Source organism: Arthrobacter sp. KNU-44, from assembly GCF_051843155.1.
In the GTDB taxonomy this organism is placed as follows: Bacteria; Actinomycetota; Actinomycetes; order Actinomycetales; family Micrococcaceae; genus Arthrobacter.
Map to the genome: position 1 here is coordinate 4,282,087 of NZ_JBPXNG010000002.1, position 22,433 is coordinate 4,304,519.

Sequence of the window (22,433 nt, forward strand, 5' to 3'; positions counted from 1 at the left end):
CCGATCGTCAGTCCAGGCGCTACAAGTCTTCTTCGTCCCCGAGGTGCACGGCCGCCGGCCCCTCTTCGCCGTGCCCGATGCGCCGATACACGGCGGGATTGCTTCGGCGGAGGCGGAATGCCCAAGCGACCCCCACCAATCCAGGTACGATGATCGTCGCCGGCAGGATGAACGTCAGGGCATTCGTCTCGTTTTGGCCCAGCAGGACGTTGAAGTTGACTACGATCAGAACGAAAATCACGGCCAAGAGCACGAACCCCAAGGCAGGGGCGATCACGCGGGTCCAGATTCCAGCGTCATGCCTGTTCTTGCGGAAGAATCCAATGACGGCCAGCGAAACAACGGTCATCAAGAGGACGAGTCCCATCGCGCCGTCGTTCGTCAGCCACGTGAACATGGTCAGGACAGGGTAGAGATCACCCAGCGACGATCCGGTCCCCGCGATGGCGAATGCCACCGTGACCACGACGGCGATCACCGTCTGGGCGATCGACCCGGCGTAGGGGGCGCCGCTGTGCCGCCGGACTGCGCCCAGCTTTCGGGGAAGGACTCGCTCCCTGCCCAAGGAGAAGAAGTAGCGCGCCGCGGCATTGTGGAAGCTGACGAGTGCCGCGAAGAGGCTCGTGACGAAGAGCAGGCGGGCCAGGTCGGCGAGAAGAACACCGGCGTGGTCGCTGAGGAAACCGAACATCAGGTCCGGTCCTTGTTTCGCTGAGGCGTCCACCACGGCTGACGGTCCGGTGCCGACCGCCATCGCCCAGGAGGAAACAGCGTAGAAGAGCGCAATGATGGCGACGGCAGTGTAGGTGGCACGGGCGACGGTGTGTTTGGGGTCCTTGCTTTCCTCGCCGTAGATCGCTGCCGATTCGAATCCCATGAATGCCGCGATGCCGAAGGAGAGGACCGCCCCGACGCCCGGTACAAAGAGGCTCTGCGGGCTGAGCGGTGCTCCGCTGATTCCTTCGGGTGCCACGGCAAAGGAGACGACGTCGTAGACAATCACCACGAGGAACTCCAGGCCGACAAGCACCCCGAGGACCTTCGCTGACAGGTCCACCCGGTTCACCCCGAGGAAAGCGACGACGGCGATGCAGACCAGCACCGGAATCCACCAGGGGACAGTGACGCCGAAGCGTTCGTTGATCAGGCTTGAGACGGTGAAGCCGAAGAGGCCGTAGATGCCGACTTGCATCAGGTTGTAGGCCATCAGGGCCACCATCGAAACCCCGACGCCGACCGGCCGGGAGATGCCCTGGGCTACGTAGGAATAGAAGGCGCCGGCGTTGACGACGTACCGGCTCATGGCCGCGTAGCCGACGGCGAACACGGCGAGGGTTCCGCCGAGCAGCAGGAAGGAGAGCGGCACGCCGGTGACCCCGGTGACGGCAAACGTCGTCGTCACCCCGCCGGCGAGGACGGTGAGCGGAGCCGAGGCGGCGATGATCATGAAAGTCACCGCCGGGACGCCGAGACGGCGTCGATGGTGATGCGGGTGGCCCACCTCGGTGGTCTCTTTCCCTGTTGTTAAACTCATTTCTGGGCCTCCATGTGGCAGTGGCCGCCTTCGGCGGGCTTCGACGCGGGGACATCGAGGACGGGGCTCCGATCGAAGAAGCCTTCGGGACGTAGTTTGAAGCCCACAGTGTCGACGGGCATGATCGGCCAGTCCTCGGGTCGGGGGAAGTGGGTCAGCCCGAAGGTGTGCCACACGACGATGTCTTGACCGTCGATGTCCCTGTTGCGGGCAATGTAGGACGGCAATCCGGCTCCTCCGCAGTGCTGGTTGACGAAGTCGCCGCTGGGGTAGCGCTCATTCTCGTCGTAGCGGGTCACCCACAGGTCCTTCGTAGCGAAGGCCGCACGCCGGGCGATGGACGATTGGGGGTCGGCCAGGAGCATGGGATGCCCTTGTCCGTGGAGCTTGTACCCCACAGGGTCGCCCAGGCGGTTGAGTGATTCGGGATTGGAAATGATCCAGGCGCGCCCGGCCGCCATGTCGGACTCGCGCACTGCCTCCGATTCGCTCTTGAGCACCGTCCGACGGCGCGCGAAGGCGTTGCCGCGCTCGTTGCCTTCTCCCATGGGTACGCGGACAGCGTCCTCTTCCTCGACCCTGTTGCTCAGGCCGTCGATGGCGAAGTCCAGGCGGGCACTGAAAAGGTGCTGATGGAAGGGAGCACCCAGGCCCGGGGCGAGCTCCGAGGCGTACGGGTAGCCTTTCCCGGGGTGGGCGCTTGTGAAGACGACGCCGGTGGCCTTGGCTTCGAACTCGATGGTGCCGTCGAGGTAGAGGTACCAGTAGAAGCCGTAGTCGTAGTTGCCGATGGTGGTGAAGAAGCTGATGACGAGCCTCCGGTTCCGGCGGGTGTAGTTCACACCGCTCCAGAGGTCGCTGTGCTTGGCGAGGATGCTCCAATCCTCTTCGTGCATGCAGATGCCGTTGCGGATCTCCCGTGGCCGGCCGAACGAGTCGCTCACTACCGGGCTGAGGTAGGTGATTTCGCCAAGGCAATCGCAGCCGAGCTCGAGCGAGTTGGCGTATTGGCCCACGAGGTATTCGCCGGTATCGAAGTAGTTCTGCCAGGAGCGCACGGGAGAGGGATCGCCGTACGGGACCACCATTTCGGCGATCGAGGCGCGCTTGAGGATGCTGCGGCGGCGAGCGGCGTCGTCGAAGGCGACATTGTGGAGGACTACGCCTTCCCGGACATCGAAGCCGATGTCCAGGCTCCACTTCTCCCACTCGACGTGGTTCCCATTGTGGACGGTGAAGCTCGGACCTTCCGGCTGGGTGATGTGGATCGGTTTCTGGGTGGTGCGCATCGGCCCGGTCAGCTCAGGGTCCGTAAAGTTGCCGTGTTCTTCCGGAACCGGGACCGGCCCGAAATCCAGGACTTGGTCGACGGTCTTGCTCACGACGTCGACGTAGGCGACCAGCCCGTCCACAGGGTGGGCCCAGGCGCTGTCGCCGGGGAACTCCTGGACGAAAGCCAAGCCGCGCAGGATCCGGCGGCCTTTCTCTTCGGGGTATTCGAAGACCCCGGCTGACAGGGGAGCGACCCTGACTTTGCTGACATCGAGATTCCGGTCAGCCAAGGCATTGAGCCATCGCTCGTCCTGGGCGAGGATCTCTTCGACCACCTCGAATTCTTCTTCGATGACCGGAAGCTCGCCCGTTACCGACGTATCGAGTTCGACTTTCGAGACGACTTCCTGGTGTGTCACAGAAACGACGACGTCCTGTGCGGCACCGGATGAAACGTTATGTAGGAACGCCCTGAACCTGCGGTCCGGAGTCCCCGATACGTGCGCTCCTGAATCGCGAGGGGGATCAAGCAGGCCAAGGTAGGCGATCCGGATGGATTCGTCGAAGAGTCCGGCGTCGGCCAAAATGCCCCTGACGGCCGTGATGTCTTCGGCGCTGGTCAAGGCATAGGGAGACGGTCCGGCAAACTCAGCCATGTCGGCGATTTCTGGAGAGGAAGTTGTGCTCATGGAAGGCCTTTGTGAGTGGCGGTTTATTTTCTATGTGTGTAGAGAATAGCATCGTGTAATCTGAGTCACAACGGTTGTAGAAAAAAAGATTTGGGGAAAGCGTGCCGAAGATCGTAGACCACGACAAGCGCCGGGTGGAGCTGGTCGAAGCCACGTGGCGGATCATCGCCAGCAGGGGGATCGAGGGTGCCACCATGCGCGAGATAGCAACGGAAGCAGGCTTTGCCAACGGCGCGCTCAAGCCGTATTTCCCCACGAAGGACGATCTCTTGACGTTCGCTTTCGCCCACGTCTTCAACCAGACGAATACCCGCATGAGCGACTCCACCGCCGGCCTGCGGGGCCTGTCCGCTTTGCGCAGCTATTGCCATGAAATTTTGCCGCTCGACGCCGAGAGGCTTAACGAGGCGCGAATCGCGATCGCTTTCTGGCAGCGCGCACTGACGGACCCGGCGAAGGCCGCCCTGCATGATTCCTCAATGGAGCAATGGCGTGAAGCCCTGTTCGACAAGCTCCGTGAAGCCAGGGAACTTGGCGAACTGAAGGAGGGGCTGAACGACGACGACATCGTCGGCGGGATCATGACATTCGCGCTCGGTGCCCAAATCACGGCCACGCTGACGCCGGAACACCACTCGGCGGATCAGCTACGGTCCCAACTGGAGACCTATGTATCGCTCATTTCCTCCGAAAAGGACGCTTTCGTGCCAACGGCCGGCTCGAAGTAAGTCTTGAACGCGCCGAAAGAGCGCCCTTCGCTGGGCGGGCGGCCGTCGTCTAACGGCCGCATCATTGACGGCGGATCCGTGGACTCCCTCCTCAGTCAGCTAAGGGTGGACGCCCGGACCACCAGCTGAGGAGGAAAAACTACTTGAGTGGGTTCAAATCCTGTCTCCGAGTTAGCTTCCTGGAGCAGCAATTCCAGAGCCGTGGACCCAATCAGTGCGCTTGGCTGCCGGATGGAAGACAGAGGGACCACGGCAGCGGCCGCAAACTCGATATCGTCGTAGCCGATCAGTGCTATCTCCTTTGGCACCTGCACTCCGCCCATTAACATCAGGCCCTGCAGAACCCCCACAGCAAGCAGATCGTTGGCCGCGAAGATCGCATCCGGACGTTCGGCTGCGGGCCGGTGGCGGATGGCCTCACCTGCGGCCCTACCCGAGAGGACGGTGAGGGAATCTGTCTCGACGACTTCCAGGGTTGCATTGGCTGCCGCCTGAATTGCCTTGCGCGCCCCCGAGAGACGGTCTGTCACCTGACGAATGCTCGCCGGGCCGCCGACAAACGCGATCCGCCGACGGCCCAGGGATAGCAAGTGGGCAACAGCCATTTCGCCACCGGCAAGGTCGTCCACCGCGACGGAGGAAAAGCTCAAGTTGTCCGTCTGCCGGTCCACGAGAACCGTGGGGATGCCCCGCCGGCGCAACTGTTCCAGCCGTGGGATCACATTGCCGACCGGGGAAAGGAGCACCCCGCGGACGCGTTGCTGTTCAAAGAGATCCAAGTAAGCCGCCTCCCGCTCTGCGTCCTCGTTGCTGTTGCCCACCAGGACAGTAAAGTGCTCCGTGGCGGCTCGGTCCTCGGCGCCCCTGGCCAAATCGGTGAAAAAGGGGTTCGCGGCATCCAGGACCACCAATCCGATGCTGTGACTCATGCCTGCGCGGAGCTGGCGTGCGGCGTCGTTGCGGACAAAGCCGAGTTGGTCGATCGCGGCCTGTACCCGAGCCATGACGTCCGTAGACACTTTTTCCGGCCGATTTAACACGTTGGAAACCGTCCCCACGGAGACCCGAGCCAACGCTGCGACATCCTTGACGCTGGCTGAAACCATTTCTTGAGCTCCTGAGTGCGGACGTCGCTGCCGTTTGGAGGGGCAAGCGTTGGTAAGCAAGTTAGTGTCCTCAGGATACCCGTCCGGAGCCCGATTTGAACCCTTTCAATGAAACGAATCAAAAGGGAACCTAAAACCTCTTGACGACTGCATCGCGATGCCCATATGATTCAAAACACAGCAGCTCTGAAACGATTCATTTCGCAGTTCACGAAGCCCCAAAGGTGCGGTCAATTTTATGCAGCAGACAAACAGTTCCCGGTCCGGTCCCGCAGAGGAATCGTCAGGGCTGGCCCTCTCCCTCGCCCACGCCGCCAAGACCTTTGGCCCGGTGGTCGCCCTGGCCGACGGAACCATCGAGATCCAGGCTGGCGAAATCCACGCACTGGTCGGCGAGAACGGCGCCGGGAAGTCGACCCTGGTCAAGATCCTCGCAGGCCTGCACCACCCGGATTCGGGCGACTTCAAGGTGGGTGGCGAAAGCGTCCAGTTCCGCAATGTCGGCGAGAGTAAAGCCGCCGGAATCTCTGTGATCTATCAGGAGCCCACGCTCTTTCCTGACCTGAGCGTCGCTGAAAACATCTTCATTGGCCGCCAGCCCAAGGGCCGGTTCGGACTGATCAGCAAGGCAACCATGGTCAGGGAAGCCCACCAGCTTTTCGACCGGCTTGGGGTCCCCATCGATCCGACGCGCATCGCCGAGGGCCTCTCCATTGCGGACCAGCAGATCATCGAAATCGCCAAGGCCATCTCGCTGGACGCCAAGATTCTGGTCATGGATGAGCCTACGGCCGCCCTTAGCGGTGTCGAAGTGGAACGGCTGTTCGCCGTAGCCCGCAGCCTCCGGGACAAGGGGACCGGAATTCTCTTCATTTCGCATCGCTTCGACGAGGTCTTTGACTTGTGCGACCGGATCACTGTGATGCGAGACGGCCGGTACATCTCCACCCACCGGACCGCAGAAGTGACGGTGGAGCAGATAGTCCGCGAGATGGTCGGCCGCGACATCGAAGCACTGTTCCCCAAGACAGCTGCGGAGATCGGGGATGTGGTCCTGAAAGTGGAAGGGCTCAGCCGCCCCGGGGTCTTCAGAGATATCAGCTTCGAGGTCCGAGCGGGGGAGATCGTCGCGCTGGCCGGACTCGTAGGTGCCGGCCGTACCGAGGTGGCGCGCGCCGTGTTCGGCATCGATCCCTACGATGCCGGTGAAATCAGCTTCGAGGGCCGCAAACTCAAGGCGCGGGATCCACAGGCTGCCATCACCGCGGGCATGGGCTTTGTTCCCGAGGACCGCCGTAAGCAGGGCCTGGTCATGAGCCTGTCCGTGGCCCGGAACGTCACTCTCACGCTGCGCCACAAATTTGCGACGGCAGGCTTGATTAACCGTGCCGCCGAACGTCGTGCAGCCCAGGACTGGAGCAAGCGGCTCCAGGTCAAGAGCGGCTCGCAGGAACATGCCGTCTCCACGCTCTCCGGGGGAAATCAGCAAAAGGTAGTGCTTGCCAAGTGGCTGGCCACCGACCCGCGGTTGCTCATCATTGACGAACCTACCCGCGGCATCGACGTCGGGACGAAAAGCGAGGTCCATCGGCTCATTTCCGACCTCGCCGGCCGGGGCATCGCCGTTTTGATGATCTCGTCCGAGCTGCCGGAGGTCCTCGGCATGGCGGACCGGGTCTTGGTCATGCGTGAAGGCCGGATCACCGCAGAATTTGACCGCGCCGACGCGAATCCCGAATCGGTCATGCACGCAGCCACGTCTTCCGTAGGAGGTACCCCATGAGCTCAGCTCTGGACCACAGGAAAGCAATGACGACGCCCGCCCCAGGCGCGCGGGGCGCCGTGGCCTCGTTGTTGCGGCTGCGCGAGTTGCCTGTGTTGATCGCGCTGGCTCTTCTGGTGATCGTCACCTACCTGATCAACCCACTGTTTCTCACTCCCCAGGGCGTAAAGGACCTACTCCTGAACGCCACGATCATCATCATCCTGGCGGCGGGGCAGACCCTCCTGATCATCACCCGGAACATTGACCTCTCCGTCGGCTCCATGCTGGGACTGGTTGCCTTCGGCACAGGCTCCGTCTTCTCCGCGATGCCCGAACTTCCGATCATCGCGGTCTTCGCGATCGGGATGGCCTTTGGGGCACTTTTGGGCGCCTTCAACGGACTCCTGGTGACGGTGGCGAAAGTGCCCGCCCTGGTCATTACGCTCGGGACTCTCTATGTCTTCCGAGGGCTGAACAACGCCTGGGCAGGCGGTAAGCAGTTCTTCGCCGGTGACCGGCCCGACGCCTTCGGCGCCCTGTCCGTGAACACCGTGGTGGGGTTCCCCATGATTACTTTGCTTGCCATCGTCGTCGTCATCGCCGTTGCTGTCTACATGTCCGGCACCCGTCCGGGCAGGGACCTGTACGCCATCGGCTCGGACCCGGATGCGGCCACGGCCTTTGGCATTAAGGTGTCCAAGCGGGTGTTCCTGGCCTTCCTGGCCAACGGGGCCTTGGCAGGCCTTGCCGGTGTCCTCTACGCCAGCCGCTTCAACTCCGTGGGAGCCACCACGGGTACCGGCATGGAACTGACAGTAGTTGCCGCCGCCGTCGTCGGGGGCGTGGCCATCTTTGGCGGCAGCGGGTCCGTGGCGGGGGCCGCCCTCGGTGCCCTTCTCCTGACTACCATCACCAGCTCCCTGACCGCACTGCGGGTCGACAAGTTCTGGCAACAGGCCATAGTCGGAGTGCTAATCCTCACCGCCATCATCATCGACCGCGTGGCAAGCCTGCGCACAGCCAAGAAACTGCGGATAAGCGAGGCTCGCAATGTCTGAAAGCACTTCGACCACCAGCGCGGCCCCGGCTCCCGTTGCCGATAGCACCAAACCGCTCGCCAGCGAACCTAAGGGCAGGACCGGCGCCGCGCGAATCCTGACGGGTCGTGACGCCATCACCATCTACGGCCTGGCCGCCTTCCTAATCTATGCAGCCATTGCCATCCCGCGCTTCGCTTCACCGGTCACTACCGGGTTCCTGCTCCTGGACGTGATCCCGGTCCTGCTTATCGCGATGCCGATGACGCTGATTATCATCACGGGCGAAATCGACCTCTCCGTCGCCAGCACGGCGGGCCTGACCAGTGCCTTGATGGGAGTCCTCTGGGCCGGCGGCATGGATATCTGGATGGTCCTCGCGATCAGCCTGCTGAGCGGAATAGCGGCCGGAATGTTCAACGGATTCCTGATCGCCGTGCTGGGACTGCCCTCGCTCGCGGTCACGATCGGCACCCTGGCATTGTTCCGCGGCCTTGCCCTCGTGATCATCGGAGACAATGCCGTGGCCAACTTCCCAAAGGCTCTCACAGCATTCTTCACCTCCAAACTCGGCGGCACTGGCATTCCGAGCGTCATGATCGGCGCCGTCCTCGTGATGATCTTCTTCGGGATCCTGCTCCATTTCACGCCGTTCGGACGCGGGCTCTTCGCGATGGGATACAGCAAGGAAGCCGCCGGATTTGTGGGCATCAAAGTGGCCCGCAGCAAATTCTGGCTCTATGTAGGATCCGGCGCCGTTTCAGCACTCGCTGGTATCTACTGGACGCTGCGATATACCAGCGCCCGCAGCGACAACGCCTCCGGCCTGGAACTGGCAGTCATCGCCGCCGTACTTCTGGGCGGAGTGTCGATCTTCGGCGGCAAAGGGTCGATCCCCGGAGTCGTTGCCGGAGTGCTGCTGATCGGGACGCTCAACTACGCCCTGCGACTGGCACGCGTATCCGATGTCGTCCTCATCACCGTGACCGGACTGCTGCTCATTCTCTCCGTTGTGGCACCGAGCATCGGCTCGGCCATCAAGCAATGGCGGCATACCCGGCGCGTCCGCCGAAGCTTCACCCGTAAGACCACCTGAAAACCGGCACACAAACACCGCAGCAACCGTGCCCACCTGGGACCGGATGTACCTACAGTACGAGGAAAAGGGAAGAACAATGATGTTGAACCGCAGAAACAAAGGCCAAGCCGGCCGTTTAGCGACCATGGTGGCCATTACAGCCGTGGCCGCGCTGGCGCTGACAGCCTGCAACAGCGGCTCGGGATCTGCCGGTGGGAGCAGCCGCGCAGCGGGAGGGGATCTGAAAATCACCTTCATCCCCAAGCAGCTGAACAACCCGTACACGGACGTTGTCTTGGGCGGCGGCAAGAAGGGTGCCGCGGAAGCAGGCTTCGCTTCTTCCCAGGTCGTCGGCCCGCTGGAGGCCTCCGCCTCCAGCCAGGTTTCCTTCATCAACGCCGAGACACAGGCCGGCACCAATGTCATTGTGATCGCGGCCAACGACCCCGACGCCGTGTGCACGGCCCTGGGAGAGGCGCGGTCTGCCGGCGCCAAGATCGTCGCGTTCGACTCGGACACCAAGCCCGACTGCCGCGACGTGTTCATCAGCCAGGTGGTGGCCAAGGACGTAGCCCTGATCCAGACCAAGCTGATCTCCGAGCAGATCGGCGGCAGCGGCGAAATCGCCATCCTGTCGGCCACCGCCAACGCCACGAACCAGAACGAGTGGATCAAGTACATGGAGGAGGAACTCGCCTCCAACCCGGCGTACAAGGACATCAAACTCGTGGCCAAGGTCTACGGTGATGACAATGACACCAAGTCCTTCCAGGAAGCGCAGGGCCTCATGCAGGCCCACCCGAACCTGAAGGGCATCATTTCCCCGACCACCGTCGGCATCGCAGCCACCGCCCGGTACCTCTCAACGTCCGCATACAAGGGCAAAGTTGCCCTCACCGGGCTGGGTCTGCCCAATGAAATGCGCCCCTTCGTCAAGGACGGAACCGTCAAGGAGTTCGCCCTCTGGGATCCGGCGCAACTTGGCTACGTCGCCGCGTACGCCGGGAAGGCCCTCAAAGACGGCAAGATGACCGGCGCCGAAGGAGACACGTTCACGGCCGGAGAACTCGGCGAACGCAAAGTCGGGAAGGGCGGCGTCGTGATCGTTGGGCCCCCGACGGTCTTCAACACCGCGAACATCGACAAGTACAACTTCTGACCCATACCAGGCAGCCGGGCGGGCAACAGACGGTCCGCCCGGCGCGTCCTCTTTTCCGCCCCACCGTTACGGAGCCCCAGAGTTCCCTCTTTCATTCCGGAAGGCCCCCAAAATGAACCAGAAACAATCGGCCGCGCGGCTGCTGCGGCTGCACCGGCGTCGCTCCACCCGCATCGGATTGGTCTCCGGTGGGCTGGGCGCCTACTGGCCCCAGTTTCCGGAACTGCTGCCGCAGCTGCAGGAGTCCGTCCGTTACGTCACCGGTCGTTTCCAGGGACTCGACGCCGAAGTCATCGACACCGGCTTCATCTCCGACGCTCAGGAAGCGGCTGCGGCCGGCGAGAAGCTGCGTAGGGCTGACTGCGATCTGATCGTCATCTTCCTGACCACCTACCTGACATCGTCCATGGTGCTGCCGATAGCCCAACGGGCCAAGACCCCCGTACTGGTGATCGACCTGCAGCCCACCGAGGCGATGGACCACGCGAACTTCGATACGGGCAAGTGGCTGGCCTACTGCGGCCAATGCCCGGTGCCCGAGGTCGCCAACGTCTTCCGGCGCGCCGGAATCGACTTCCGCTCCGTTTCCGGGCACCTTAAGCAGGAATCCGCCTGGGAGCGGATCACCCAGTGGGTCCACGCCGCCGGCGTGCGCGCCCGGCTGCGTAACGCCCGCCACGGACTCATGGGCCACCTCTACCCGGGAATGCTGGACGTCGCCACCGATCTGACCACCGTCTCGACCACTTTCGGCTCCCATGTGGAGGTGCTTGAATTCGATGACCTGCGTGAACGCGTGAACGCGGTGACAGAGTCAGAAGTAGCGGAACGGCTCGAATTGGCCCGCGAGCTATTTGTGCTGGACGACTCCGTGAACGACGACGACTTTGCGTGGGGCGCCAAAGTCTCGGTGGGCCTGGACCGTCTGGTGCAGGACTTCGATCTTGACTCCGTGGCGTACTACCACCGCGGACTTGCCGGAGAACAGCACGAACGGCTGGGGGCCGGAATGATTCTGGGCTCCTCCATCCTCACGGCCCGGGGGATCCCGATGGCAGGAGAATTCGAGCTGCGGACGTCCATCGCCATGCTGGCCGCGCAGGCGATCGGCGCAGGCGGGTCCTTCACCGAGATCCAGGCACTGAACTTCTTCGATAACGTTGTCGAAATGGGCCACGACGGGCCGGCGCACCTGGCTGTCTCGGCGCGGGACCCGTTGCTGCGCGGACTGGGCGTCTACCACGGCAAACGCGGCTGGGGCGTCTCGGTTGAATTCGATGTGCGGCACGGACCGGTCACTACGTTCGGCCTCGGTCAGGACCCCGATGGCAGCTTCGTGTTCATCACCTCCGAAGGCGAAGTAGTGCCCGGACCGCTACTGGCGATCGGCAACACGACCTCCCGCGTGGACTTCGGCGGAGACCCAGGAGTCTGGGTCGACGAGTGGAGCCAAACAGGCATCGGCCACCACTGGGCCCTCTGCGTCGGACACCGCGCTGCGGACATCAAGGCAGCAGCGTCCCTGCTGGGCATCGCACACCGGCAGGTCGTGCTGCCATGAGCACCCAGCGTGTCTGCTTCCAGCTCCAGCTCAAACCCGGACTCATCCCGGAATACACGCGCCGCCACGCCGCGGTCTGGCCGGAGATGCTCCAGGCACTGAAGTCCTCCGGCTGGGACAATTACTCGCTCTTCCTCCGCGCTGACGGGCTGCTGATCGGCTACTTCGAAACCGACAACCTGCCGGAAGCCCAATCCAGGATGGCAGTCAGGGACGTCAACTCCCGCTGGCAGGCCGAAATGTCCCGCTTCTTCGAAGACCTCGACGGGGCACCGGATCAGGGATTCGTCCAACTCACCGAAATCTTCAATCTCGAGGACCAATTGTCCGCGGCCAGCGCCTCAGAGGACAACCATCAACCGCAGAAGGAACAATCATGAACACCACGGAAACGGCCCTGGGCCGCCTCGGGGAACTGGCCATCGAGGTTCCCTCGTGGGCCTACGGCAACTCGGGCACGCGATTCAAGGTGTTCGGCACGCCCGGCACCCCGCGGACCATCCAGGAGAAGCTGGCCGACGCCGCGAAAGTCCACGAGCTGACGGGCCTTGCGCCGACCGTGGCACTGCATATCCCGTGGGACAAGGTGGATGATTATTCCGCGCTCCGCGAGTACGCGGCGGACCTCGGCGTCGGGCTGGGGACCATCAACTCCAATACGTTCCAGGACGACGAATACAAATACGGTTCCCTGACGTCCTCCGACGCAGCCGTGCGCCGGCGGGCGATCGATCATCACCTGGAGTGCATCGAGATCATGCATGCCACGGGCTCCCGGGACCTGAAGGTCTGGCTGGCGGACGGCACCAACTATCCGGGACAGGACGACCTGCGCGGCCGGCAGGACCGTTTGGCGGAATCGTTGCAGGAAATCTACGCGGGCCTCGGCGAAGGCCAGCGCCTGGTCCTGGAGTACAAGTTCTTCGAGCCTGCTTTTTACCACACCGACGTTCCGGACTGGGGTACCTCCTACGCCCAGACGCTGGCCCTGGGGGAGAAGGCCTTCGTGTGCCTGGACACGGGCCACCATGCCCCGGGCACGAACATCGAGTTCATCGTCATGCAGTTGTTGCGCCTGGGCAAGCTCGGATCCTTCGACTTCAACTCGCGCTTCTATGCCGACGACGACCTGATCGTCGGCGCCGCGGATCCTTTCCAGTTGTTCCGCATCATGCATGAGGTCATCCGCGGCGGCGGCTTCGGAAAGGATTCGGGCGTCGCCCTGATGTTGGACCAGTGCCACAACCTGGAGGAGAAGATCCCGGGCCAGATCCGCTCGGTGCTCAACGTTCAGGAAATGACGGCCCGTGCCCTGCTCATCGACATGGACGCGCTGGCCGAGGCGCAGCGCGAAGGCGATGTCCTGGCCGCAAACGGCATCTTCAACGATGCCTTCTACACGGATGTCCGGCCGGTCCTGGCCGAGTGGCGCGAATCGCGCGGCCTGCCTGCTGATCCGATGACGGCGTTCAGGGCAAGCGGCTACCAGAAGAAGATCAACGAGGACCGCGTGGGCGGCCAGCAAGCCGGATGGGGCGCTTAGGAACATGAGCAACAACAAGACTGTTGAAGAATTGATCGGCCGTTCCAACCGCCTGGGCGCGGACAAGCGGAACACCAACTTCGCCGGCGGAAACACGTCCGCGAAGGGCACGGAAAAGGACCCCGTCACCGGCGAGGACGTCGAGCTGTTGTGGGTCAAGGGTTCCGGCGGCGATCTGGGCACGCTGAAGGCAGAAAACCTGGCCGTGCTGCGGCTGGACCGGCTGCAGGCACTCAAGGCCGTTTACCCCGGCGTCGCGCGCGAAGATGACATGGTGGCCGCCTTCGATTACTGCCTGCACGGCAAGGGCGGCGCCGCGCCGTCGATCGATACCGCGATGCACGGGCTCGTGGACGCCGCGCACGTGGACCACCTGCACCCGGACTCCGGCATCGCGATCGCGACGGCAGTGGACGGCGAAGCGCTGACCTCCAAGGTCTTCGGCGAGAAGGTCGTGTGGGTTCCCTGGCGCCGCCCGGGCTTCCAGCTGGGACTGGACATTGCCGCGGTCAAGGAAGCCAACCCGCAGGCCATCGGCACCATCCTGGGCGGCCATGGCATCACCGCCTGGGGCGCTACGAGCGGGGAAGCCGAGGCCAACTCCCTCTGGATCATCGAGCAGGCCGAACGCTACATCGCGGAGAACGGCAAGGCCGAGCCGTTCGGCGGCAAGCTCCCCGGCTACGCCGCGCTTCCGGAAGCCGAGCGACGGGCCAAAGCGGCCGCGTTGGCTCCCGTCATCCGCGGCCTCGCCTCGGCCGACAAGCCGCAGGTGGGCCACTTCAGCGACGATCCGCGTGTCCTGGAGTTCCTCGAAGGCGACGGGCACCCGCGCCTCGGGGCGCTGGGCACGTCCTGCCCGGACCACTTCCTGCGCACCAAGGTCAAGCCCCTCGTCCTGGACCTGCCCGCCGGCGCCGGCATCCAGGAGAGCACCGCGCGCCTCAAGGAACTGCATGCCGCGTACCGGGAGGATTACCAGGCCTACTACGACCGCCACGCCGACGCCGATTCGCCGGCCCTGCGCGGCGCGGATCCGGCCATCGTCCTGGTCCCCGGCGTGGGCATGTTCTCCTACGGCAAGGACAAGCAGACTGCACGGGTCGCCGGGGAGTTCTACCTGAACGCGATCAACGTGATGCGCGGCGCCGAGGCCATCTCCTCCTACGCCCCGATTGAGGAATCCGAGAAGTTCCGGATCGAATACTGGGCCCTTGAGGAAGCCAAGCTCGCCCGGATGCCCAAGCCCAAGTCGCACGCCACGCGCATCGCGCTCGTGACTGGGGCGGCGTCGGGCATCGGCAAGGCGATCGCGACGCGCCTCGCCGCGGAAGGCGCCTGCGTGGTCATCGCGGACCTCAACCTGGACAACGCGCAGGCCGTCGCGGCCGAACTCGGCGGTCCGGACGTCGCCCTCGGCGTGCAGGCAGACGTCACCGACGAAACCCAGATCGCCGCGGCCGTCCAGGAAGCCGTCCTGGCCTTCGGCGGCCTGGACCTGGTGGTGAACAACGCAGGCCTGTCGATCTCCAAGCCCCTGCTGGAAACCACGGAGAAGGATTGGGACCTGCAGCACAACGTCATGGCCAAGGGCTCGTTCCTGGTCTCGAAGGCCGCGGCGAAGGTCATGATCGACCAGGGCATGGGCGGGGACATCGTCTACATTTCTTCGAAGAACTCGGTGTTCGCCGGCCCGAACAACATCGCCTACTCCGCCACCAAGGCAGACCAAGCCCACCAGGTACGCCTGCTGGCCGCTGAACTGGGCGAGTACGGCATCCGCGTCAACGGCATCAACCCCGACGGCGTGGTCCGCGGCTCCGGGATCTTCGCCGGAGGCTGGGGCGCCAAGCGCGCCGCCGTCTACGGCGTCGACGAGCAGGAACTGGGCAAGTACTACGCCCAGCGCACCCTGCTCAAGCGCGAAGTCCTGCCCGAGCACGTGGCCAACGCGGCCGCCGTCCTCACCAGCAACGAACTCTCCCACACCACCGGCCTGCACATCCCGGTGGACGCGGGCGTCGCAGCAGCCTTCCTCCGATGAGCGGACAATCCAGTGCCCGCGGCGTTTTCGCCGCGGTCGATATCGGAGCGTCCTCGGGCCGCGTCATGCTCGGCCGGGTCACCGGCGGGCGGGCTGCGTCCGGAAAATCAGTCTCGCTCGAAACAGTGCACCGTTTCCCCAACGGCGTCGTAGAGCTCGACGGCGGACTCCACTGGGACTTCCACGCCCTGTTCGATGAGGTGCTCACGGGACTTGCGGCGGCCGCGGAAACGGCCGCCGCGAGCGGGGAGCGGATTGCCAGCATCGGCATCGACACGTGGGCAGTGGACTACGGACTCGTGGATGCCTCCGGTGCCCTGCGGACCCAGCCGTTCAGCTACCGCGACGAGCGCGCCCGAACGGCCGTTGCGGACGTCCACAAGGTACTGGACCCGGCGCGGCTCTATGCCACCACCGGGCTGCAGTTCCTGCAGTTCAATACGCTCTACCAGCTCGCCACCGAACGTGAACTGCACGGCGTCCAGGCGTTGCTTATCCCGGACTTGATCGCGTTCAAGCTCACAGGGCAACGCCGTACCGAGGCCACGAATGCTTCCACCACCGGGCTTTTTGACGCCGTCACGGGGGAGTGGGCCACAGAATTCTTCAAGGCACTCGGCCTGCCAAAGAACCTGTTCCCGGCCATCATCCAGCCGGGCGAGACCATAGGCACGCTGCTGCCGGACGTCGCAGCCCGGACGGGCCTCGGAGCGGAGACGGCCGTGGTTGCCGTGGGATCGCACGACACCGCCTCGGCAGTGGCAGCCGTTCCCGCGCAGCAAGAAGACTTCGCCTACATTTCCTCCGGCACCTGGTCCCTCGTGGGCGTTGAGCTGGACAGCCCGGTCCTGAATGAAACAAGCCGATTGGCCAACTTCACCAACGAGCGGGGCGTCGACGGCACCATCAGGTATCTGCGCAACGTGGGCGGCCTGTGGTTGCTCAGCGAATGCCAACGCACCTGGGCCGCCGAAGGGCACCGGCAGGAGCTAGCCGCGCTCCTGGAGTCCGCGGCGGCACTTCCCGGCGGCGGCCCGCAGATCAATGCCGACGATCCTGCGTTCATCGCCCCGGACAACATGCCCGAACGCATCAGATCCGCGGTCCGCGCCGGCGGTGCCGTCCTCCCGGACCGGCCGGCCGCCGTCGTGCGCTGCATCCTGGACAGCCTCGCGGCCGCCTACGCCAGGACCCTGGCACGGGCCGAAGGACTGTCCGGCAAGCAGACGTCCGTGGTCCACATCGTGGGTGGGGGCTCGCAGAACAGGCTGCTCTGCCAGCTCACCGCAGATGCCGCCGGCAAGACGGTTGTGGCCGGTCCCGTGGAAGCCACGGCGCTCGGAAACGTACTGGTCCAGGCGCGGGCGGCCGGAGTGGTTACGGGAGGCCTGTCCGAACTCCGGGCACTTGTAAGGGCCAGCGTCCAGCTTGAAAGCTACGAGCCGAAACTGGTACTTCAGAGTCCGTAGGGCTGACGCCCTGTTGCCCCGCAAAGCCCGTCGATAAACTTAAGGGGCGCCGAAGAGACGCAAGGTTCGTTGCGGGAAAGGCAAGATCATGACCGACAGCAGCGGCGTCGAAGAACCCACTGAAGAGGAGAAAGGCGGGGAGGAAAACGGACTTCCCGAGGAACCGGACCTCCGGGGCCGGTACGTCGAGGGAGACTACGGCAAGAGCGGAACGGAGCCCGGTCGGCAGTCCGAGGACGAAGAAGGCCAATACAGCGAAGGCGACTACGGCGCAGCCGGCAGTCAAGGCGGCTTGCCCGAACCGTTGGGTAAGAAAGCCAAGGAATCCGGGCGCTACGCAAAAGCAGACCTCGGAGAGGCGGGAGCCGTTCCAGGGCGCACAGCGGAATCGGAAATCGGCCAGTACGCCGAAGGCGACTACGGCGCGGACGGAGCAGTGGGACCACTACGTGAGGCAGCCAGTCCACCGGACCCAGCGGATGAGGACGGCGAGGACTGACGCGCTCGACTGCCCAGGCATCGATTACGTCGGCCGGACCGTATTTTCTTCAGCTTTGGCCAGTATGAATTTCAGATCCTCAGGGGAGAGGCTGACCTGGCTGTGCCGGTCGGCATCCGGGGTGATCCCGGTTTCCTGGTGGATTATTTCCGCGATGGTTCGCGGCAGGACCACGCATCCGGGGTTGTCGGTTAGCCAATGTCGTGTTTCGGGGCTGAGCATGTCCCAGTGGTCCCTGATGTTCATCTCCATGGATGGCGCCTAACTGAGTGGGTGCAGGGATAAATGATGGATGCAGAGAAGAATGCCGGCCAAAGCCGGTGCCGGAAACGTAATTAGGATACGCCGGGGCATAGGGGAAAGACAGGGCCGGACATGGCAACTCAAAGTGACGGGGTCGGCTTCCGTTCCAAACGGGGCCCGATACTCATAGCCCTGATGCTCTCGAGCGGCCTTGTCGCGATCGATGCAACCATCGTGGCGACCGCTGTGCCTTCGATCGTTCATGAAATCGGCGGGTTCGCCTCGTTCCCTTGGCTCTTCTCCGCCTACCTGCTCGCGCAGGCCGTCTCGGTCCCGGTCTACGCGAAACTCTCCGATATGGCGGGTCGGAAGCCAATCATTCTCACTGGCATCGGACTCTTCCTTCTCGGATCCATCCTTTGCGGGCTTGCGTGGAGCATGCCTGCGCTCATCGCCTTCCGCGTGGTGCAGGGACTGGGTGCCGGCGCGGTCCTGCCTGTGGCCATTACCATCGCCGGCGATATCTACACCCTCGCCGAGCGCGCGAAGGTGCAAGGCTACCTCGCCAGCGTGTGGGCAACGTCGTCTGTTGTGGGCCCAACTCTGGGCGGGGTGTTCTCGTCGCTTGGAGTTTGGCGCGGAATCTTCCTCGTCAACATTCCGCTGTGCATCGTGGCTGCGTGGATGCTGGTTCAAAGGTTCCAGGAGAACATCGAGCGGGTAAAGCACCGCGTCGATTATCTTGGAGCCGCCCTTCTCACGGTCACGTTGACCTTGGGCATCCTCGGTGCCTTGGAAGGCGGCCAGGCCTGGGCCTGGGACTCTCCGATCAGCATCGCAGTATTCGCCATTGGCGCAGTTTTGCTTGTTGCCTTCGTCCTGGTCGAGCGACGGGCAGCTGAACCTGTCCTTCCGCCGTGGGTCGTTTCGAGGCGTCTTCTCGGCACGACCGCACTGATCTCCTTTGGAGCCGGGGCAGTCGTACTTGGCCTCACCTCGTACGTTCCGACCTTCCTTCAAGGGGCGCTTTCGGTGTCGCCATTGGCTGCGGGCCTGTCCCTGGCGGCCCTGACGATCGGCTGGCCGATCAGCGCTTCGCAGTCGGGCCGCTTTTACCTTCGGATCGGCTTTCGGGCAACAGCCCTGATCGGAATCACCGTTACCCTTATCGGCTCGGCGGCCCTCGCCGTGACGGCCTACACACCGAACATCCTGCTCGTCGCAGGGAGTTGCTTCGTTGCCGGGCTCGGACTTGGGCTTCTGGCAACCCCGAGCCTGATCGCGGCCCAGTCCAGTGTCGAATGGCACGAACGAGGAGTGGTGACGGGCACCAACCTCTTCGCGCGATCCATTGGCAGTTCGCTTGGAGTAGCCGTTTTCGGCGCCGTGGCAAATGCGATCTACGCCGGCAGCCCCGGTGGCGCTAAGAATCCGCAATCGGTGGTATTCGCTTCTGCGGCGGTATTTCTCGCGGTGCTCGTGAGCGCCGCGCTCACCGTCGTCGCTGTCCTCGCGATGCCCGTCACGCCCCTTGAGGCTACTGCTCCGCAGGGCAAGCGGCCAGCCCCGCGGCTCCAAAAAGTGCGGCGCCCAAACGGAGGGGGCCCTTAGGCTCGCGTCCTCGGTCGGGCTAGTTGCCCGGGTCCTCCGGAGACTGATTGGCCTCTCGACCACCCGTTCGGACCACCCGGATTTTCGTGGTCTGCGGCTCTGACTGTTCGGGGAGCTGGAGACGGATTTCGAGGACGCCGTCCTCGTACGTGGCGACGATGCCGTCCTGGCTCACTCCGCGGGGCAGCGGAATGCTGCGGGTCCGTTCGCCGTAGCGGAGCTCGGTGCGGTAGCCCTTCTTGTCAACGTGTTCGGCATCCTCCTCGCGCCGCGCCTCGATATGCAGGGTGTCGTCGGCAATGCTGATGTCGACGTCGGTCTCGGGGTCGATTCCCGGCAGATCCACTCTGACGACCAGCGTGTCCCCCTCTTGGTATTGCTCGATGCGGAGCGAAGGGTCGGATTCGCCTTGAAGGAAGCGTCGGAGCGGCTCCGGTACTCCGAGTCCGCCGCGTCCGAATAGGTTGTCCATGATGACCTCCTGGTAGGTACCGGCTGCGGGCCAAGTTAGGCGTGCCGGGATGAGAAGAAAGCTACGCCTAGCATGGTCCCGTGGATAGCCCTTGGTCTCAGAGGAGTCGGGTAGCCACTACCGAATATCGCACTCTTGACGTCAGTTACGCCGGGCCGGAGACTGAGCGTAGGAGGCGTGCCGTGGGCAATTTACCGTGGATATTGGTGCTGCTCATCCCGGCACTGGGCTTCTTCCTATTTCTGATCTACGCAAATATTCGCTTGTCAGCCAGGCGGAAAGCGCTTGGGTTGCCCCCGCTGGGACTGACTCCACGTCGTACCAAGACCCGGCATCGGAAGCATCACAGGTACGTGATCATTCGTCGTGTCAAACACTGAGATCGGTTCCTCTCAGCTTTGATGGAAGTCCGGAGCCTTTGGGGCGTCGAGCATTCCCTCGATCTTCTCTTCCAAGGCCGCGATGGTCGCGTCGGGCAGGACAATCAGCCCATCCAATTCGCGTCGGGCACGCTTATAGGCCGTCTGCCTCTCTGCCGGCGTCGCTGCACTGTCAGAAGCGATCCTGAGCAGCTTCCTGGCGGTCGCCAGCCGCTGGCGCTCGGGTTCAGTGAAGTTGCCGTCCTTGATGCGCTTGGCTTCCCGCTCTGCCACATCGAACGCCAGCTCGAAGCTCCGGACGGCCGCGCGATACTCGGCCAGCCGGGCCGCCGTCGTGATTTCTCCCGGAGTTGCCGGACGCAGACCGTCAGCCTCCCGCTTGGCCCGAAGAAACGCCACCGTGAGCGGTTCGCGGACATCCGACATGACCGGAAAATCGATGAGTTTTCCGACGTCGAGTTCGTATTCGAGCCATCGCCGGTTCACGGCGTCGTGGGCCTCTTGCAGCCGCACCACCTCTGCCTGGCTAGCGTGCTCCGATTCCGCCGCGCGGTTCTTGAGCTGATAGAGCTCCACCCGACGGCGGTGCCGCCGCTCACTGGCCCTGGACCAGGACCGCGCCCAACCGCCGGCCAATCCGCTCAGCGGGAAGACCAGCCACCAGTAGTGGCCGACAAATTCGAGGAAGGGATTCACGGCTTCATCGTCCCACCGGCCCGGACGTGTCTCAAGAGCCTCGTCAAAGCAAGCAGGCCTAGCCGACCTTCCGGAGCCAGTCCGTCAGGATGGGCAAGACGACGGAGCTATGCATCGCTCCGATGTGGTCGAGGCCAGCGAGCACCCGGACATCCCAACCGGCGTCAATGAGGGCTTGTTGGTGTGTCGTCAGGGGCTCGCCGATCTTTACGTGAACGTTGCCCCATGCAGGGCCGTAGTCGATCCGGTCTTCCGCCCCCGCGAAGGCGAGGCGAGGCAAGCCCGGCGGGACTTCGGCGGAGGAATCGTCGAAGCCTTGAAGGGCCTCGTAGAGGGTCACGAATTGACGGGTCTGGGCTTCGTTCGTTTGAACGGGCACCGAATCCCAGTCTCCAGGCTCAACGTCAGTGGTCGGCGAAGGAACCAGGTCGGCGGATTGTCCGGACATCGAATGTGCTGCCCGGGTCACCGCCAACATGCTCGCGTAGGGCCCATCCAGGGGTGGGAATCCGCCCATCACCAATGCCCAAAGCCGGTCAGTGCGGATTGCGAGTTGCAGGCCGCAGAGTGCTAGCCAGGAGTAGCCGTAGTAGGCGAAGCTGCCGGCCTCAGCGGCGTCGGCGATGGCAAGGAGATCAGCCGTGACATTCCCTGGAGTAAGGGTGTCCGGTGCAGGGTGTGCCATCCGGTGGTTTTCATAATCGGCGACGACGACGCGGTGGGATCGCGCGAGTCCGTTCACCAGCTTGGAGCCCAGGTCCGGATCAGCGCCCCAGCGGCGCATCGTTGCTGCTTCCTCCGGCGGATAGGGGGCGAAGCGGGCCGGGAGCAGAAGGGCGCGTCCGCTTCCGTGCAAGGTTATGGGGATCGTCGTGCCGTCGTGAAGAACGGCTTCAGCGGTCTCAATCACGGCTTTACCCTCTTTATCGCTGCGGCCCTTTGTGGTCCAGCTTGCCACTGAATTGCCGTTGTCGGTCCATCGCGTGGCACCCGAATCCAAGGCTTTCCCCATCGACAGGCACCCTGCCCGGGAATAGCCTTAAGCCGTCCCATTGACCGACGAGGATGACGGAGAGGTATGCGACATGGGAGCTACAGAAAACGCTGAATTGGTCCGGCGTGGATACGAGGCCTTTAACACGGGTGATTTGGCGGCACTCAGCGAGTTGTTCGCGGAGGACGCAGTCTGGTACGCAGCTGGAAATGGCGTACTCTCCGGCACGAAGCAAGGAAGAGACGCCATCCTGGCCTATTTCGGCGAACTGGGAGCGCGTTCCCAAGGTACCTTCCAAGCGGCGGTCCAAGACATCGTGGGTGGAGAAAACCACACCATCGGGCTCCAGCAAAGCCGCGCCGAAAGCGACGGAAAGACCCTGGACATCGCAACCGCCATCTCCTTCGTTCTCCGCGACGGAAAGGTTGTAGAGGGCCGGGAATTCTTCGAGGACACAGCCAAGGCAGACGAATTCTGGACCTGAATATCGGTTTCGGATCCCGGCCCTGAAAACCCATTGACATCCTGGGTAGCGGGGTCTATTGCTTGGCAT

20 protein-coding genes are annotated in these 22,433 nt (G+C 63.6%); 13 read left to right on the forward strand and 7 right to left on the reverse strand.

Going from position 1 to position 22,433, the window contains the following annotated elements; all coding sequences use genetic code 11:
- Positions 1 to 19: 19 nt before the first annotated feature.
- Positions 20 to 1,534, reverse strand: coding sequence for an APC family permease (locus ACSVHC_RS21060; RefSeq protein ID WP_437770167.1), 1,515 nt, complete (start codon positions 1,532 to 1,534; stop codon positions 20 to 22).
- Positions 1,531 to 3,462, reverse strand: a complete 1,932-nt coding sequence (locus tag ACSVHC_RS21065; RefSeq protein WP_437774024.1) for a primary-amine oxidase — start codon at positions 3,460 to 3,462, stop codon at positions 1,531 to 1,533. The genes ACSVHC_RS21060 and ACSVHC_RS21065 overlap by 4 nt, the downstream gene beginning before the upstream one ends.
- 134 nt (positions 3,463 to 3,596) lie before the next feature.
- Between ACSVHC_RS21065 and ACSVHC_RS21070 the strand changes: the two genes are divergently transcribed.
- Positions 3,597 to 4,223: a TetR/AcrR family transcriptional regulator gene (locus tag ACSVHC_RS21070; RefSeq protein ID WP_437770166.1), complete on the forward strand. Its 627-nt coding sequence runs from the start codon at positions 3,597 to 3,599 to the stop codon at positions 4,221 to 4,223.
- Between the two features lie 95 nt (positions 4,224 to 4,318).
- Here ACSVHC_RS21070 and ACSVHC_RS21075 read toward each other — a convergent pair whose 3' ends face one another.
- The gene (locus ACSVHC_RS21075; protein WP_439181277.1) at positions 4,319 to 5,329 is read right to left on the reverse strand and encodes a LacI family DNA-binding transcriptional regulator; all 1,011 of its coding nucleotides are present in this window, start codon (positions 5,327 to 5,329) and stop codon (positions 4,319 to 4,321) included.
- A gap of 238 nt (positions 5,330 to 5,567) precedes the next feature.
- On the opposite strand from ACSVHC_RS21075, the gene ACSVHC_RS21080 reads away from it, so the two are divergent.
- From ACSVHC_RS21080 to ACSVHC_RS21125, 10 genes are all read left to right on the forward strand, one after another.
- Positions 5,568 to 7,112 (forward strand): sugar ABC transporter ATP-binding protein, encoded by a 1,545-nt coding sequence (locus ACSVHC_RS21080; RefSeq protein WP_437770164.1) that lies wholly within the window; start codon positions 5,568 to 5,570, stop codon positions 7,110 to 7,112.
- Positions 7,109 to 8,152 (forward strand): ABC transporter permease, encoded by a 1,044-nt coding sequence (locus tag ACSVHC_RS21085; protein ID WP_437770163.1) that lies wholly within the window; start codon positions 7,109 to 7,111, stop codon positions 8,150 to 8,152. Before ACSVHC_RS21080 ends, ACSVHC_RS21085 begins: the two co-directional genes overlap by 4 nt.
- Positions 8,145 to 9,227, forward strand: coding sequence for an ABC transporter permease (locus ACSVHC_RS21090; RefSeq protein ID WP_437770162.1), 1,083 nt, complete (start codon positions 8,145 to 8,147; stop codon positions 9,225 to 9,227). Before ACSVHC_RS21085 ends, ACSVHC_RS21090 begins: the two co-directional genes overlap by 8 nt.
- 79 nt (positions 9,228 to 9,306) lie before the next feature.
- Positions 9,307 to 10,368 (forward strand): rhamnose ABC transporter substrate-binding protein, encoded by a 1,062-nt coding sequence (gene rhaS, locus ACSVHC_RS21095; RefSeq protein WP_437770161.1) that lies wholly within the window; start codon positions 9,307 to 9,309, stop codon positions 10,366 to 10,368.
- 112 nt (positions 10,369 to 10,480) lie between these two features.
- Positions 10,481 to 11,929 (forward strand): arabinose isomerase, encoded by a 1,449-nt coding sequence (locus ACSVHC_RS21100; RefSeq protein ID WP_437770160.1) that lies wholly within the window; start codon positions 10,481 to 10,483, stop codon positions 11,927 to 11,929.
- The gene (locus ACSVHC_RS21105) at positions 11,926 to 12,309 is read left to right on the forward strand and encodes an L-rhamnose mutarotase (protein WP_437770159.1); all 384 of its coding nucleotides are present in this window, start codon (positions 11,926 to 11,928) and stop codon (positions 12,307 to 12,309) included. The genes ACSVHC_RS21100 and ACSVHC_RS21105 overlap by 4 nt, the downstream gene beginning before the upstream one ends.
- On the forward strand, positions 12,306 to 13,472 hold the full coding sequence (rhaI, locus tag ACSVHC_RS21110; RefSeq protein WP_437770158.1) for an L-rhamnose isomerase: 1,167 nt from the start codon (positions 12,306 to 12,308) through the stop codon (positions 13,470 to 13,472). The genes ACSVHC_RS21105 and rhaI overlap by 4 nt, the downstream gene beginning before the upstream one ends.
- 4 nt (positions 13,473 to 13,476) lie before the next feature.
- Complete coding sequence (locus ACSVHC_RS21115; protein ID WP_437770157.1) at positions 13,477 to 15,516, forward strand: bifunctional aldolase/short-chain dehydrogenase; 2,040 nt, start codon at positions 13,477 to 13,479, stop codon at positions 15,514 to 15,516.
- Positions 15,513 to 16,985, forward strand: coding sequence for a rhamnulokinase (locus ACSVHC_RS21120; protein WP_437770156.1), 1,473 nt, complete (start codon positions 15,513 to 15,515; stop codon positions 16,983 to 16,985). The genes ACSVHC_RS21115 and ACSVHC_RS21120 overlap by 4 nt, the downstream gene beginning before the upstream one ends.
- 88 nt (positions 16,986 to 17,073) lie before the next feature.
- Positions 17,074 to 17,484: a hypothetical protein gene (locus tag ACSVHC_RS21125; protein WP_437770155.1), complete on the forward strand. Its 411-nt coding sequence runs from the start codon at positions 17,074 to 17,076 to the stop codon at positions 17,482 to 17,484.
- A 24-nt stretch (positions 17,485 to 17,508) separates the two neighbouring features.
- On the opposite strand, the gene ACSVHC_RS21130 is transcribed toward ACSVHC_RS21125, so the two are convergent.
- Positions 17,509 to 17,736, reverse strand: a complete 228-nt coding sequence (locus ACSVHC_RS21130) for a hypothetical protein (protein WP_437770154.1) — start codon at positions 17,734 to 17,736, stop codon at positions 17,509 to 17,511.
- Between the two features lie 123 nt (positions 17,737 to 17,859).
- Here ACSVHC_RS21130 and ACSVHC_RS21135 point away from each other — a divergent pair, with 123 nt between their 5' ends.
- Positions 17,860 to 19,338: an MFS transporter gene (locus ACSVHC_RS21135; protein WP_437770153.1), complete on the forward strand. Its 1,479-nt coding sequence runs from the start codon at positions 17,860 to 17,862 to the stop codon at positions 19,336 to 19,338.
- 19 nt (positions 19,339 to 19,357) lie between these two features.
- Here ACSVHC_RS21135 and ACSVHC_RS21140 read toward each other — a convergent pair whose 3' ends face one another.
- The 3 genes from ACSVHC_RS21140 to ACSVHC_RS21150 form a co-directional block, all read right to left on the reverse strand.
- Complete coding sequence (locus ACSVHC_RS21140) at positions 19,358 to 19,810, reverse strand: Hsp20/alpha crystallin family protein (RefSeq protein ID WP_437770152.1); 453 nt, start codon at positions 19,808 to 19,810, stop codon at positions 19,358 to 19,360.
- A gap of 392 nt (positions 19,811 to 20,202) precedes the next feature.
- Positions 20,203 to 20,886 carry a hypothetical protein gene (locus tag ACSVHC_RS21145; RefSeq protein WP_437770151.1) on the reverse strand — a complete coding sequence of 228 codons (684 nt, stop codon included), beginning with the start codon at positions 20,884 to 20,886 and terminating at the stop codon, positions 20,203 to 20,205.
- Between the two features lie 58 nt (positions 20,887 to 20,944).
- Positions 20,945 to 21,796, reverse strand: a complete 852-nt coding sequence (locus ACSVHC_RS21150; protein ID WP_437770150.1) for an alpha/beta hydrolase — start codon at positions 21,794 to 21,796, stop codon at positions 20,945 to 20,947.
- Positions 21,797 to 21,971: 175 nt separating this feature from the next.
- On the opposite strand from ACSVHC_RS21150, the gene ACSVHC_RS21155 reads away from it, so the two are divergent.
- A complete protein-coding gene (locus ACSVHC_RS21155; RefSeq protein WP_437770149.1) occupies positions 21,972 to 22,364 on the forward strand; it encodes a nuclear transport factor 2 family protein in 393 nt (130 codons plus the stop codon).
- Positions 22,365 to 22,433: the final 69 nt, after the last annotated feature.

Excerpts from the sequence above, each read along its gene's own strand:
- ACSVHC_RS21115 (WP_437770157.1), top strand. The coding sequence starts at position 13,477 with ATGAGCAACAACAAGACTGTTGAAGAATTGATCGGCCGTTCCAACCGC.
- rhaI (WP_437770158.1), top strand. The coding sequence starts at position 12,306 with ATGAACACCACGGAAACGGCCCTGGGCCGCCTCGGGGAACTGGCCATC.
- ACSVHC_RS21125 (WP_437770155.1), top strand. The coding sequence starts at position 17,074 with ATGACCGACAGCAGCGGCGTCGAAGAACCCACTGAAGAGGAGAAAGGC.
- ACSVHC_RS21120 (WP_437770156.1), top strand. The coding sequence starts at position 15,513 with ATGAGCGGACAATCCAGTGCCCGCGGCGTTTTCGCCGCGGTCGATATC.
- ACSVHC_RS21090 (WP_437770162.1), top strand. The coding sequence starts at position 8,145 with ATGTCTGAAAGCACTTCGACCACCAGCGCGGCCCCGGCTCCCGTTGCC.
- ACSVHC_RS21100 (WP_437770160.1), top strand. The coding sequence starts at position 10,481 with ATGAACCAGAAACAATCGGCCGCGCGGCTGCTGCGGCTGCACCGGCGT.
- ACSVHC_RS21065 (WP_437774024.1), bottom strand. The coding sequence starts at position 3,462 with ATGGCTGAGTTTGCCGGACCGTCTCCCTATGCCTTGACCAGCGCCGAA.
- ACSVHC_RS21080 (WP_437770164.1), top strand. The coding sequence starts at position 5,568 with ATGCAGCAGACAAACAGTTCCCGGTCCGGTCCCGCAGAGGAATCGTCA.
- ACSVHC_RS21060 (WP_437770167.1), bottom strand. The coding sequence starts at position 1,534 with ATGAGTTTAACAACAGGGAAAGAGACCACCGAGGTGGGCCACCCGCAT.
- ACSVHC_RS21075 (WP_439181277.1), bottom strand. The coding sequence starts at position 5,329 with ATGGTTTCAGCCAGCGTCAAGGATGTCGCAGCGTTGGCTCGGGTCTCC.
- ACSVHC_RS21135 (WP_437770153.1), top strand. The coding sequence starts at position 17,860 with ATGGCAACTCAAAGTGACGGGGTCGGCTTCCGTTCCAAACGGGGCCCG.
- ACSVHC_RS21155 (WP_437770149.1), top strand. The coding sequence starts at position 21,972 with ATGGGAGCTACAGAAAACGCTGAATTGGTCCGGCGTGGATACGAGGCC.
- ACSVHC_RS21130 (WP_437770154.1), bottom strand. The coding sequence starts at position 17,736 with ATGGAGATGAACATCAGGGACCACTGGGACATGCTCAGCCCCGAAACA.
- rhaS (WP_437770161.1), top strand. The coding sequence starts at position 9,307 with ATGATGTTGAACCGCAGAAACAAAGGCCAAGCCGGCCGTTTAGCGACC.
- ACSVHC_RS21105 (WP_437770159.1), top strand. The coding sequence starts at position 11,926 with ATGAGCACCCAGCGTGTCTGCTTCCAGCTCCAGCTCAAACCCGGACTC.
- ACSVHC_RS21140 (WP_437770152.1), bottom strand. The coding sequence starts at position 19,810 with ATGGACAACCTATTCGGACGCGGCGGACTCGGAGTACCGGAGCCGCTC.
- ACSVHC_RS21085 (WP_437770163.1), top strand. The coding sequence starts at position 7,109 with ATGAGCTCAGCTCTGGACCACAGGAAAGCAATGACGACGCCCGCCCCA.